Genomic DNA, 12,657 nt, shown 5'->3' with positions numbered 1-12,657 from the left:
ATAGCAAAATTTATTCCAAAAGCCCCATATCTTCGCTTGGTGCTTCATCCTCATCTTCGCCATCATCTGCCTTAGGGCATCTTGCGATACTTACGACATCATCTCCATCGACATTTACGACGATCACGCCACTTGTGTTACGTCCTGCTTTGCGGATGCTTTGCATATCTACTCTTATCATCTTGCCGCTTGATGTTAGAGCCATTAGATCTTGCTCTTCATCAACCATCACAACGCCCACAAGATCACCTGTTCTGCTTGTTAGCTTCATGCAGATGACGCCTTTGCCGCCGCGATTTGTCAAGCGGTACTCATCAGCGGTTGTGCGCTTGCCGATACCTTTTTGAGATATGCTTAAAATTTCTTGATCATTGCTTTCGATGACTGCTGCGCCTACGACCTCGTCGCCTGGCTCTTTAAATTTGATACCAGTTACGCCGCGTGCAGTTCTTCCCATTTGGCGAACCTTGCTGATCTTAAATTTAAGACACATACCCTTTTTGGTAACTACAAACAGCATTGTCTCATCGCCTGAGTTTGCGTCCTCTTCGGCGTTTGCACTATCTTCATCGATCTCGTTTTGTATCTCTTCTATCTCAAGCACTTCGCTCTCTACGCTTAGCTCATTTTCAGGGTAGGTTACTGGCATATCATCGTATGTTTGAGCGATGAGTGCAGTTACTAGCTCGTCGTTCTCATCAAGACTGATCGCTCTTACGCCAACTGAGCGGATGTTTTTAAACTCGCTTAAATTTGTGCGTTTTACGATGCCGTTTTTAGTAAAGAACGCTAGCGATTTGCTCTCGTCAAAGTCAGTCGTTGGGATGATCGCTTTGATCTTCTCATCAGGCTGCAACTGGATCAAATTTACAACTGCTTTGCCCTTTGCTGTGCGGCTTCCCTCTGGGATCTTATAGACTTTTAGCCAGTAGAGCTGTCCGCGGTCTGTCACAAACATAAGCGTATCGTGAGTATTTGAAGTAAAGAAGCTCTCTATAAAGTCATCATCGTATGTCGTGACCGCTACTTTGCCCTTGCCACCGCGTTTTTGCTTCTCGTACTGCTTGCTTGGCACACGCTTGATGTAGCCGCGGTGAGTTATGGTTACGACCATATTTTCATTTGGTATAAGATCTTCAATGTCGATATCATCGTAGTCATCAACGATCTCAGTAACTCTTGGTACTTTAAATTTATTTTTGATCTCAAGAAGCTCTTCTTTGATCAAATTTTCAAGTAATGTCTCGCTCTTTAAAATTTCATCAAGTCTTGCGATCTCAGCCATAAGCTCAGCTAGCTCGGCTTCTAGTTTTTCTCTCTCTAGGCCTGTAAGCTTGCTTAGGCGCATATCAAGGATAGCGTTTGCTTGAAGCTCTGAGAGGTTAAATTTACTCATCAAGCCTTCTCTAGCAACCGCCGTATCAGCACTATTTCTAATGAGCTCGATCACCTCATCGATGTTATCAAGTGCAATCTTTAGACCCTCTAAGATGTGGGCTCTTGCGCGCGCTTTTTCAAGCTCAAATATCGTCCTTCTAATGATAACTGTTTTTCTATGATTTAAAAATAGCTTAAGTAGCTCGATAAGGTTAAATACCTTTGGCTCCTTGTTATTAATAGCAAGCATAATAACGCCAAAAGTGCTCTCCATCGTGGTTGATTTAAATAGGTTATTTAGCACGATGTCGCTCATAGCGTCGCGTTTTAGCTCGATGACTACGCGGATGCCGTCCTTGTCAGACTCATCTCTAACCTCGCTGATGCCCTCTATCTGCTTATCTTTTACAAGTTCGGCGATCTGCTCGATAAGTCTTGCTTTGTTTGTCTGATAAGGTAACTCGTCGATGACGATGACATCTTTGTTTGGCTTTTTTTCTATGTGGGTTTTTGCTCTTAGTTTGACCCTGCCACGACCTGTGCGGTAGGCCTCTATGATGCCCTTTTTACCAAAGATGATACCACCAGTTGGGAAGTCTGGACCTTTTATAAATTCCATCACCTCTTCAAGTGTTGCTTCTTTGTTTTCAAGAAGGAGCAAAAGACCGTCTATTAGCTCATCAAGGCTGTGTGGCGGGATATTTGTCGCCATACCAACAGCGATACCGCTTGAGCCATTTAATAATAAATTTGGCACACGGCTAGGCAAAACATCTGGCTCAACCTCTCTATCGTCGTAGTTTGGCACAAAATCAACCGTGTCTTTGTCGATATCTTTTAAAAGCTCTTCAGTAAGCATAGTCATTCTAGCTTCTGTATAACGCATCGCAGCTGCGCTGTCGCCATCAATCGAGCCAAAGTTTCCTTGTCCATCAACGACTGGATAGCGCATAGAAAATTTCTGAGCCATACGAACAAGTGCGTCATAAACCGCTATGTCGCCATGTGGGTGGTACTTACCGATGACTTCACCGACGATACGAGCTGACTTCATATAAGCACTTCTGCTGCCAACGCCGAGGTTATCCATAGCGTATAAAATTCTTCTATGAACTGGCTTTAGTCCGTCTCTAGCGTCAGGCAAAGCACGTCCGACGATGACGCTCATAGAGTAGTCAAGATAGCTATTTTTTATAGAATCTTCGATATCAACTGAAGCGATATCTTGAGTTAATTCAAGTAGATTGTCTTTCATTTTTATCCTTAAATTTAGCTTGTGGGATTTTAGCCAAAAATTGATAAAAACTTTCTAAGGGCAAAGCGGGCTGGGTTAAATTTAACCCTTAAGCACGCTCATAATATGTAGCTCCGTTTGAAAAACGCTTTGTGTAAAGTGGAGTGTAAGGCACAAGATCAGCGTGTCCTGCGTAGAGTCTGCCCTCTGGTTTAAGCATCCTATGCAGCCTCTCAACGCACTTTAGTCTAAATTCGTCGTCAAAATATATCATCATATTTCTTGAAAGGACGATGTCAAATTTACCAAGATTAAACATCGCATCGTCAAAAACATTTAAAATTTTAAACTCACACCTTGGTAAAATTTCTTTTTTGATGAAAAATTTGTCATCTTTTTTTGTAAAAAATCTCTCCTTTTGAAACTCGCTTAGCCTATGTAAGCTCCTCTCGCCATAGCTTCCGACGCTACAAGCTTGTATGGCTTCTGAGTTTATGTCAATGCCAGTTAGCTGGATATCACTTTGTTTAAGACCAAATTCATAAGCAAGCATAGCAAGCGAATAGACCTCATCGCCAGTTGAGCAAGGCGCGCATAAAATTCTAGCCTCCCCAAGCTCTTTTGCGTAGTAGATCACGTCTTTTAGCTGTGCTAGCTCTCTATAAAAATATGTCTCATTTACGGTGACTAAATTTAAAAGATCTTGCCTAAGCAGCGTGTCAAATCTTATCATCGAAACTAGATCTTTAAAGCTTTTTATCTGGCGATTTTTGGCAAATATACTAACTCTTTGCAGAGTGATGTCCCGCTTTGGCTCTAGATCAACACCGCAAAGCGTCTTTATAGTGCTCATAAATTCGTTAAATCCATCCATATCGCTTGGTGCTTTTGCCTCTAAAACTTCGCTTTGTTTATCCACTTTGTTAAAAAGCATTTAAAAACTCCTCAAGCTCTTTTCTTATCATCATTAAATTTAACGATTTTAAATTTTGATTTAGCTCTTTAGCACGCTTTGGCATGCCATAAACTATCGCGCTCTCTTCGTTTTCAGCTATGCATTTTGCACCTGCTTTATAGAGCTTATCAAGCCCAGCTGCGCCATCATCGCCGATGCCAGTTAGCAAGATCGCAAGTAAATTTACATTTTTGGAGATCTGCGTGCCTGAGTTAAAAAGCACATCAACATTTGGCGTATATATCGTTTTTATCTCAGGTTGTGGCTTTGCGCTAACTGGCAAAGTCGCTGAAATTTCAAAATTTTGATCACAGATATAGACGATATTTTCTCTTAAATTTGTCTTTTCGCTTAAAATTTCAACATTTATGTTGCACTCCCTGCCCATTTGCGTGACAAATGAGTTTATAAACATCTTATTCATATGCTGAGCGATGACGACCATCGCACCATTTAAATTTATATCTTTTAATAGTTTTTTTATATGACCTGGGCCTCCTGTAGAAGCCCCTATTAAGACCAGTTTTTGAGCCACTAATTGCCTTTAAATTTAAAATTTACCACACAAATCAAGTTCTAAATTCGCCAAGTTTTGCATTTAGCGTATCTGTCATCTTATTTAGATGCTCAGCAGCTGAAGCTATCTCTTCTACGCTTCTTGCACTTTGAGATGAAATTTGACTTATGCCCTCCATGCTTTTTACTATATCGTCAATATCCTTGCCAGTCTTTATATAGTCCTCGATAGTTTTATCAGATAGTCCTATGGCTGATCTCATGATATCGCTCATATCTCTTATAGTGTTTTGCGCGTTGTTTGCCACGCCTGTTAGCTCGCTTATTTGTTTAGAATTTATACTCATTTGCTCGCTACTTTCATTTATCGCTTGAACGATGACGTTGATAGTTGCATTTATCTCAGTGAGGCTCTTTTGAGTGCGCTCAGCTAGCTTTCTAACCTCGTCAGCAACGACTGCAAAGCCACGTCCGTGTTCTCCTGCACGTGCTGCTTCGATGGCTGCATTAAGTGCAAGTAAATTTGTCTGATCAGCGATATCGTTGATAACAACAAGCACTGATTTTACCTGCTCCGCATCTCGGCTAAGCTGCTCGATCTTACCAGCCATTTGATTTTCAATATCAGATGTCTGAGCGATCTCTGAAGATAAATTTGAGATAGTATTTAGCGTCTCATCAACGTAGGTTAGCGCCTTTTTAAGATCATCTTTGCCACCTTTTGCAACTTCTATTGAATCTTTCATATATGATTGTATCTCAGTGCAATCCTTCCCAGCACTCTCAACTATCTTACTTGAGTTTTCTACCCCACGACCAGTTTGGACAGAGGTTGAGCTAAGCTCGTTTGCAATGGAGCTGTTTTCATTTGAGATATCTTTTGCCTGAGCTATTAAAACCCTTACTTTTTCTATAAATTTATTTATGGCCTCGCTTGCTTTGGCTATCTCATCTTTGCCTACAACTTCTAGTTTTCTTGTTAGATCGCCATCTCCACTTGAGAGGTTTGTAGCTCGCATGATTAGCTCATTTAGCGGTTTTGTGATAGAAAATTTAGAGTAAAGCATAGCAACTATTAGTGAGATGATTAAAACTACGACGGCTATGACGATGAAATTTGTAGTGTTTGCCTTGGCGTCATTTTGCATGGTAGCTGAAATTTTATCTATCTCTTTATACATACCCTCAAGGCCAACAACAGACATCAGCACCACATCTTCATGAAAGAGGCTTAGTTTTAGCCCTTTTCCTATCTTTCTCGTAGTTGAGCCATCTTTTGACTTAGCCACAAAATTTACAAAAGCGCCCTCGCTATTTTCTGAGGCTTTTTGCATGAGATCTTTTATGTATTTATAGCCATTTGCATCAGTTGCTTCAAGTCTATCAAGGCCGTTATACTCAGGCACTCCAGGACTTGATATAACAACGCCTTTTGTGGTGTAGATACTAAAGTATCCCTTTTTATCATCGCCAAATCTAGCCTTTGAGAGGTAGTCGATAATATCTTCTTTTTGATCTTCAACGGTCTCATTTGCGTCGTCATAGACCTCTTGAATTTTTAGCAAAATGTTTGAAACGATATCCATCTCTTCGCTTAAAGCTGCCCTTTTATCGGCCAAGACCGTTTCGGTTAGCTGCTTGGTAGAAAATTCTATCGCTTTGTTTTGCTCGTAAATGTTTAGAAAGACTAAAATGGCTCCAAGCACCAGTAGGGACGAGACGATCATCATCGTCACTTTTGATGAAATTTTCATAATACCTCCTTTTTAATGTCTAAATTTCCTTAATTTTGAGATTATAGCACTATTAAAGTGCAATATTTACTTTTTATTTGTGATCTTATATAAAAAGCTAAATATCTCAGCCACCGCCTTATATAAATTTGGCGGTATCTCTTGATCGACCTCGACCTTGCTTAAAATTTCAATGAGATCAGGATCCTCTTTGATCGGTATGTCATGCTCTTTTGCAAGGCTTATTATCTTATTTGCTATCTCTCCAGCACCGCTTGCAAGCACCTTTGGAGCGTTATCTTGCGATCTGTTGTAGCCAAGAGCAACGGCTTTTTTCTTATTTACTTGCATCAAATTTTCTTATCAAAGCCCACATCAAGGCCGCCAAAATTTTTAAATCTATCGTTTAGCTTCACCTTTGGCAAGGTTTTGATGTTAAAATTTGAAACGATTAGTCCAAGCTTTGAGATAGCTTGTTTTAGCTCGCTTGAATTTCCTAAGATAAGCTCTTTAAACTCATTTGTCTGCGTTGCCACCGATAGATCGATATAGCGTTTATCCACAAGCCCAACCATCACATTTATCTGCCCAAATTTCTTGAAATTTAGATCGATCTGGGCATAAAATTTATCCTTTTTGCCCTGCTTAAACGCGACATTTCCGCCCTCAACGCCATCCCAGATATAAGGCATATAAGTTTGTATGCCTCCTTGCAAACTTGAGACCATCTGGTGCATCTCGATTTGAGATATCATTTTGTTTGCAGCATTGACGGTCTGGGCATTTTGGCTCTTTTCACTTATGTTTAAAAGCGTGCTTTTTACATCTTGATTTAGCACCTTTGAAATTTCACTGCCGCTCTTTGTCGTGATGTTGTTTATATCATTAGTGGCTAGTTTTAGCTGTTTTAAAAGCGCCTTGCTCTCAGATAGCTCGCTTTTAGCTGTGCTTGCTTCTGGGTCTGCTAGACTTAGGCTATGAGCGAGACGTCTTGCCGCACTTTGGAGCTTATCTTGCAAGCTGCCCTCTTTTGAGACGTCGCTAACCTCGTTAAATGCCTTTACAAGCCCAGCCTCATCGCCTATGTTATTTAGCATTTTTAGATCGTTTTTTAGGTTTTCAAGGATAGCTTTTAACTCTTTGTGATTTGAGCTAAAAGCCACACTTTGATTTAGCTTTTCGCTCGCTAAATTTGCTACCTTTTCGCTTAAATTTGAGATGAAATTCTCCATCTTGCCGATCTGGCTTTTAACCGCGTCTGCGCTTTGCTCTTTTGAGAAGTTTTTATCAAGAAATTTAGCCACATTATCAAGCTTATCCACATCTTTCAAAAGCGTTTTTATGCTTGAGTTATCAAGAATATTTTTAGCGTCACCACTCGCTTTTTCAAGCATAGAAGTAAGCTTCATAAATGAGTTTTGATTATCCAAACTCTCATCATTTAGAGTTAAAATTTGACTAAGTAAATTTTGATTTGAGAGATTTTTTATATCGCTTAGTAGCTTTTGTATCGAGCTTGGCAGTTTTTCTGGAGTAAGCGCATCTTTTAAATTTGCTTCAAGCATGACGCCAGAGTTTTTGATCTGATCATTTAGCGAGCCAGCTTTGAGACCTGCTATTGGTTTTAGAAATTCTTTTAGTTTTAGTGCAAGGCTCTTTATCTCAGGGCTTTCATTTTGTGTAGCTTCTGTCTCTAGGCTTTTTGCAAGGTCTGAGAGCTCACTTGCTAAATTTGGAGCGATCTTCGTATCTTTTGCCTGAGATAAAATTTGCTCTGCTTTACTAAGGCTTGAAGCGCTTTTTAGATCATCAAGCACCCTTGCAACTAACTTACCAACGTTATCAAGAGCATTTGAGACGGTCTGCTCGCTTGGCGTCCCAGCTGGCTGATTTTTAAAAAGCGAACCCTCGTTTTTACGAACAGGCGCGTTTTGGGCGGCATTTTGCCCAGTTTGAACCGAGGTGTTTGAGATATTTAGAGAATTTGCTACGTCCATTTTCTACTTTTTATTTTCTCTATCGGCAAAATTGCCATTTTGCTGAATAGTCGCGATGCCAGCCGTCCTTGCAACGAGCCTGTCGTTGTACTCTTTTCTCATGTGCTGCGGTATGGTCTTTTGCGTTAGCGCAAATAAAATGAGCCCAACATAAAGCACCAAATAGACATAGATAAAGCCAAATGCGCCAAAAATTTTCATCGCATAGCTCATAAGAAGCGGCGAGAAAAGCGAGGCAAAAGAGTAGCTAAAAAGCAGCGCGCGTGCCACTTGGACGCTCTTTGTCTTGTCTGTGATCTCGTCATTTGCCCTAGCAAGTGAAAGTCCGTATGTGCAAAAAATGCCGCCGCCAAAGAAAAACGAAAGTATGTATTGAACGATCAAATTTGAGCCATTTAACAAAAATAAAACCGCACTGATTAAAGATACAACGCTACAAAGCAAGAGCGCTGGGCGTCTGCCATATTTATCTGAAAAGCCTCCGATAAATGTTTGAGCCAAAAAGCCCCCAGCCATCGCTATGGTCATGAAAAATGACGCCTCTTTTGCGCTATATCCTTGAAGCAGGACAAAGAGGCTTGCCATAGAAAAAAAGCCATTTATCGCAAGGCCTGCAACGAGCGCTCCCACGAGTGCTAGCGGGACGATGCCAAAAATTTTTGGGATGTTTATGGGTTGGCGCTGTGGGATTTGAGGCTGGTTGATGCGGATTAAATTTAAAGGTATGCTTGAGAGCATGATAAAGGCTGCGCTGATGATGAAAATTTCAAATGCGCTAAGATCAAGTGCTAAGATCAAAATTCCAAGTCCAAAACTCGTGTAGAAAACGCACTCGTAAAAGGCGATGACGCGCGATCTTATCTTGTTTGGGATCTTAGCGTTTAGCCAGCTTTCTATAACCATCAAAAGTGCGTAGTAGCAATATCCCAAAAAGGCTCGCAAAATCGCCCAAAATATTAAATTTTCACTTATGGCGTGAAGCATGGCTGAGACTGCAAATATAGCTGAAAAGATAGCAAAAGCTCTGATGTGGCCGGTGGTTGAGATGATCCTGTGCGCTGTGATCGTGCTAATTAACGCTCCTATGAAAAATCCAGTGTTAATTAGTCCAATCGCAAGCTCACCTACGCCATTTTGCTTAAGAAGTGCGCTACAAGATGCGATGACTAGGCCATTGCCTATAAAAAGTAGGCTCATGCCTAAAAATAGCGGCCCCATCGAGCGAATGATCCTAAAGCTACTTGCCATCTGCGTCCTTTCTCAAATTATTTTGCATTATCCCAAAGATAAAAGCTCCAATGGGCATCGGAGCAAGCCCCACCAAAAAGCCAGGCACGTTTAGTAAATTTTCATTTTTTAAAAATATAAATCCAAAAAAAAGTATCGCATACGCAACCAAGCGATAAGGCATAAAGGCCGCTGCAAAGCTTCTATCTTTAAATGAAAATTTCTGCTTTTTTAGCCTTGCTTTTTCATCTTTTAGACTAAATTCTTTTGCCTCATTTTGGGGCAAAATTTCATCATCTTCTTCGTCCTCTTCTTCTATCTTGGCTAAAATTTCATCTCTTGCATTTTCTAGCCTTGAGTTTATGCGATTTTTATAGGCTAAAAAGCTAGCCGTTAGGATGATAAGCGAGGCAAAAAATGAAATTTGCGAGCTTATAAAAAATTGATTTGATATAAATTTGCCAACCACGCTAAGGGCTAACCAAAGCGCAAAGTAGCAAATAAAAAGCCTGCTAATCGTCCTCGTCATCATCGTCTTTTGTGTAGCCCTTATATCTAGTCTCATCCTTTAGCTCATCTAGGCTTTTAACCTGCGCTTTGTAGGCTTTATAGACATTTAAAATAGCAGCTGCGATGCCAATAGCAAAGCCTATCCAAAGTGCTGGCGTGAAATTTGTAGCCTTTTTTACAAGATATCCTAGCCCAGTGCCAAGCAAGATCGCAACTACGATTGAAACGCCAAGGCTTAGCTGCTCAGCTCCTGCTACGATATCTTTTATCTTAAATTTTGCCATTAAGCTTTTATCTCCAAAAATGCCTCTTTAGCTGCATTTACCGCTAGATCGATATCCGCTTCACTCATCGCATCGCAGATAAATCCCGTCTCAAACTGACTAGGTGCAAGATAAATTCCGCGTCTAAGCATCACTTGGTGAAATTTAGCAAAGAGTTTTGTATCGCTCTTTAGCGCATCATCGTAGTTTTTCACTGCATGATCTGTAAAAAAGTAGCCAAACATAGAGCCACGAACCTCGGTTTGGATAGTGATACCAGCGCTTTTTGCTGCCTCTTTGAAGCCGTCCATTAATCTTTTCGCTAGTTTTTCAAGTCTAGCGTATAAATTTGCGTCGTTATTTATCTTTGAAATAGCTGCTATACCAGCGCTCATCGCCACTGGGTTGCCACTTAGCGTGCCTGCTTGATAGACAGCGCCCTCTGGGCTTAAGCAGTCCATTATCTTAGCCTTGCCACCAAATGCAGCGACGTTCATGCCTCCGCCTATAACCTTGCCAAATGTGACAAGGTCAGCATCCACCTCGTGAAATGGATATGAGCCAAGGCGAGAAGCCCTAAAACCGCTCATAACCTCATCAAGGATGAGCACAGCGCCAAATTTATCGCAAAGCTCTCTAAGCTCACGTAAGAATTTCTTATCAGCTGGAACAAGCCCCATATTTCCAGCTATTGGCTCGATTATGACGACGCCTATTTTGTCTTTGTTGTTATCAAAAATGGCTTTTACGCTCTCTATATCGTTGTAGATAGCTAAAAATGTATTTTTCACAACATCTTGTGGCACGCCGCCGCTTGAAGCGTTGCCGTATGTCGTAGCGCCACTTCCTGCTTTGATAAGAAGCGCGTCGCTGTGTCCGTGGTAGCAGCCTTCAAATTTTATAAGTCCATCTTTTTTGGCATATCCTCTAGCCACTCTGATAGCGCTCATGGTAGCCTCCGTGCCAGAGCTAACGAAGCGAATTTTATCTATTTGTTTAAACTCGTCACATATTAGCTTTGCTAGAGCGGTCTCTTTTGGAGAGGGAGCACCGTAAGATATGCCTTGTTTTACAGCAGAGATGATCGCTTCTTCTATGTCTTTGTCGCAGTGACCAAAGATGAGCGGACCCCAGCTTTGGATGAAGTCAAGGTATTTTTTGCCCTCGACATCGTATAGATAAGCTCCCCTAGCATGATCTATCATCACAGGCTCGCCACCAACACTGCCAAATGCACGAACTGGAGAATTTACACCGCCTGGGATATATTTTTTAGCTTCACTAAATGCCTCTTTATTTGTCATTTTTTATCCTTTTGATTTTGTGTTTTTAAATTTGTCTTTTGATTATCTTTTTGATTTATTGCTGGTTTTACTGGGGCCTTTTGTGCCTGGGTATTAGCTGGTTTTACGGGCTCAGCTGGCTTAGTTGGTGTGCTCTTAGCTGGCTCTACTGCTTTTGCGCTTGGGGCAGCTTTAGCAGGTTGCTCTGGCTGTTTTTGCGTAGCAGCAGGAGCGGCTGACTTGGTTAAATTTTGCGATTTTGCCGTTTTTGCGGGAGGCTTCATCTGATTTGTGATGTATTCATAAAGGATGGTCGTCTCCTCGTCTGTCAAAAAGTAGCTTGGCATGACGCCTTTTGGCTTTGTAAGAGCTGCTTTAAAGCTTTCAAAGTCTATATCATTTATCTTTGGCGCTCTAAGCTCATCATCGACCGTTTTATTTGCCTTTTTGTCAAAGTGTTTGTATTTAGAGATTAGACTGCCCTCGCCCTTTGCGCCGTGACATTTATCACAGCCTATGCCACGTGGATTTAGGTAGAGCATCTTGGCGTACTCGGTCTTTGTGATAAAATCAGCTCCAAAAATCGCCACGCAAAATAGCAAAATCAAAAAAACAGACCTCATAAACCTCTCTTTTAAAAATTTAATTTATTTTTAGGTATGATACCACCCTTGTGATTAAAAAAGCTTTTAAGTAAGGATCGAATATGAAAATTTTAGACGGAAAAGCCGTATCTTTAAAGGTCAAAGAAAGCGTAAAAGTAAGAGCTGATGAGCTAAAGAAATTTGGTGTCGAGCCAACCTTAGCCGTCGTCTTGGTCGGCGAAGATAAGGCATCTCAAACATACGTTAGAGCCAAAGAGAAAGCCTGCAACGAATACGGCATAAAAAGCGTGGCTCACCGTCTAAGCGAAAATACAACCCAAAACGAGCTACTTGCCCTTATAAACGTGCTAAATTTAGACGATAGCATCCATGGCATCTTGGTTCAGTTACCACTGCCAAAACATATCGATACAAACGTCGTGCTCGCAGCGATCGATCCACGAAAAGATGTAGATGGATTTCACGCTGTAAATGTTGGCAAGCTTGTTAGCGGACTAGATGGCTTCGTGCCTTGCACACCGCTTGGCGTGATGGAAATTTTAAAAGAGTATGGCATTGATGTGGCTGGACTAAATGCGGTGGTGATCGGTAGAAGTAACATCGTTGGCAAACCTATGGCAAATTTACTCCTAAACGCCTCTGCAACGGTTACTGTGACGCACAGCAAGACTAAAAATTTAAAAGAAATTTGCAAAAATGCTGACCTTATAGTCGCAGCCATTGGCAAGCCATTTTTCTTAAAGGCTGATATGGTAAAAGATGGCGCAGTAGTCGTTGATGTGGGCATAAACAGACTAGATGATGGCAAACTTGTGGGCGATGTGGATTTTGACGAGGTCGCACCAAAATGCTCATACATCACGCCTGTTCCTGGCGGCGTTGGTCCGATGACCATAGCCATGCTTTTAAACAACACAATCCTTGCTGCACAAGCAAAAAAAATTAAAGAGTGAGATA

At 41.2% G+C, this 12,657-nt stretch carries 11 protein-coding genes and 1 pseudogene; 1 reads left to right on the top strand and 11 read right to left on the bottom strand.

Translation table 11 applies throughout. The features are described 5' to 3' along the window. Positions 1-10: 10 nt before the first annotated feature. The 11 genes and pseudogenes from gyrA to MTT09_RS03625 form a co-directional block, all read right to left on the bottom strand. Positions 11-2,632 (bottom strand): DNA gyrase subunit A, encoded by a 2,622-nt coding sequence (gyrA, locus tag MTT09_RS03675; protein WP_429802616.1) that lies wholly within the window; start codon positions 2,630-2,632, stop codon positions 11-13. 88 nt (positions 2,633-2,720) lie between these two features. Next, the gene (locus MTT09_RS03670; RefSeq protein WP_103614961.1) at positions 2,721-3,545 is read right to left on the bottom strand and encodes a CheR family methyltransferase; all 825 of its coding nucleotides are present in this window, start codon (positions 3,543-3,545) and stop codon (positions 2,721-2,723) included. Then, positions 3,535-4,101 (bottom strand): CheB methylesterase domain-containing protein, encoded by a 567-nt coding sequence (locus tag MTT09_RS03665; RefSeq protein ID WP_021087663.1) that lies wholly within the window; start codon positions 4,099-4,101, stop codon positions 3,535-3,537. The genes MTT09_RS03670 and MTT09_RS03665 overlap by 11 nt, the downstream gene beginning before the upstream one ends. Before the next feature lie 34 nt (positions 4,102-4,135). Further along, positions 4,136-5,836 carry a methyl-accepting chemotaxis protein gene (locus MTT09_RS03660; RefSeq protein ID WP_429802613.1) on the bottom strand — a complete coding sequence of 567 codons (1,701 nt, stop codon included), beginning with the start codon at positions 5,834-5,836 and terminating at the stop codon, positions 4,136-4,138. Positions 5,837-5,902: 66 nt separating this feature from the next. Further along, entirely contained in the window at positions 5,903-6,169 is a 267-nt protein-coding gene (locus MTT09_RS03655) for a FlhB-like flagellar biosynthesis protein (RefSeq protein WP_223227339.1), read from the bottom strand. Further along, positions 6,166-7,812, bottom strand: coding sequence for a flagellar hook-length control protein FliK (locus tag MTT09_RS03650; RefSeq protein ID WP_429802611.1), 1,647 nt, complete (start codon positions 7,810-7,812; stop codon positions 6,166-6,168). The genes MTT09_RS03655 and MTT09_RS03650 overlap by 4 nt, the downstream gene beginning before the upstream one ends. Before the next feature lie 3 nt (positions 7,813-7,815). Further along, positions 7,816-9,060, bottom strand: coding sequence for an MFS transporter (locus tag MTT09_RS03645; protein ID WP_103598374.1), 1,245 nt, complete (start codon positions 9,058-9,060; stop codon positions 7,816-7,818). Next, entirely contained in the window at positions 9,050-9,604 is a 555-nt protein-coding gene (locus MTT09_RS03640) for a hypothetical protein (RefSeq protein WP_429802609.1), read from the bottom strand. Before MTT09_RS03640 ends, MTT09_RS03645 begins: the two co-directional genes overlap by 11 nt. Further along, positions 9,552-9,833, bottom strand: a complete 282-nt coding sequence (locus MTT09_RS03635) for an AtpZ/AtpI family protein (protein WP_012001455.1) — start codon at positions 9,831-9,833, stop codon at positions 9,552-9,554. The genes MTT09_RS03640 and MTT09_RS03635 overlap by 53 nt, the downstream gene beginning before the upstream one ends. Beyond that, positions 9,833-11,116 (bottom strand): glutamate-1-semialdehyde 2,1-aminomutase, encoded by a 1,284-nt coding sequence (hemL, locus tag MTT09_RS03630; RefSeq protein ID WP_429802607.1) that lies wholly within the window; start codon positions 11,114-11,116, stop codon positions 9,833-9,835. Before hemL ends, MTT09_RS03635 begins: the two co-directional genes overlap by 1 nt. Before the next feature lie 266 nt (positions 11,117-11,382). Continuing rightward, positions 11,383-11,718 (bottom strand): annotated as a pseudogene (locus MTT09_RS03625) (c-type cytochrome); the annotation flags it as partial. 83 nt (positions 11,719-11,801) lie between these two features. On the opposite strand from MTT09_RS03625, the gene folD reads away from it, so the two are divergent. Beyond that, the gene (folD, locus tag MTT09_RS03620; RefSeq protein WP_429802605.1) at positions 11,802-12,653 is read left to right on the top strand and encodes a bifunctional methylenetetrahydrofolate dehydrogenase/methenyltetrahydrofolate cyclohydrolase FolD; all 852 of its coding nucleotides are present in this window, start codon (positions 11,802-11,804) and stop codon (positions 12,651-12,653) included. The last annotated feature ends 4 nt before the right edge of the window (positions 12,654-12,657 follow it).

Origin of the sequence: Campylobacter concisus (genome assembly GCF_050447505.1) — a bacterium.
Classification (GTDB): Bacteria; Campylobacterota; Campylobacteria; order Campylobacterales; family Campylobacteraceae; genus Campylobacter_A; species Campylobacter_A concisus_BP.
This window is presented reverse-complemented; position numbering and strand designations above follow the sequence as displayed.